The 699-nt window shown below is 49.2% G+C and carries 1 protein-coding gene; it reads right to left on the minus strand.

Going from position 1 to position 699, the window contains the following annotated elements:
* A partial coding sequence (locus V6252_RS12840) for an Ig-like domain-containing protein (RefSeq protein WP_341610710.1) occupies nt 1-699 on the minus strand: 699 nt, incomplete at both ends.

Here is a 699-nt window from a genome sequence, read left to right on the forward strand (position 1 = left end):
CACTGTCATTCTCGGCAACAGGCGCTGTTTGTGGGTAGTCGATGGTGACGGTGGCAGGATCAGACGTTAAACCTGTTGTATCAGAAACTACATAGTCTACTGGTGTTGGATCATCGGTAAAGCCAGCTTCTGGTGTGAAGGTAACAATGCCTGTATCTGGGTCAACGACCCATTCGCCTTCGCCAGTAATCGTCAATGTCGTGACTTCTGAACCATCAGTCGGATCAAGCAGTTTAACGGTGGTTGGATCTAGATCGCCGTCAAGGTCGGTGTCGTTGCCTAATATGTCAACCATAACGAGACTACCTGATATGCCTGACTCACTATCATCAACGGCTACTGGGGCACTTGGTGGATAATCCACAACAATGGTGGCTAGGTTGGATTGCTCACCTGTAATATCAGAGACCACGTAGTCTACTGGTGTTGGGTCTGCGGTAAAGCCTGCTTCTGGTGTGAAGGTAACAATACCTGTATCTGGATCAACGACCCATTCGCCTTCGCCTGCAACGGTTACTGTGGTGACCTCTGAACCATCAGTCGGATCAAGCAGTTTAACGGTGGTTGGGTCTAAATCATCTTCAGGATCACTGTCATTCGCTAAAATGTCAACTGATACGGCTGTATTTAAGGGACCAACACCTCTGTCATTCTCGGCAACAGGCGCTGTTTGTGGGTAGTCGATGGTGACGGTGGCCT

The organism is Psychrobacter proteolyticus (assembly GCF_038155145.1).
Lineage (GTDB): Bacteria > Pseudomonadota > Gammaproteobacteria > Pseudomonadales > Moraxellaceae > Psychrobacter > Psychrobacter proteolyticus_B.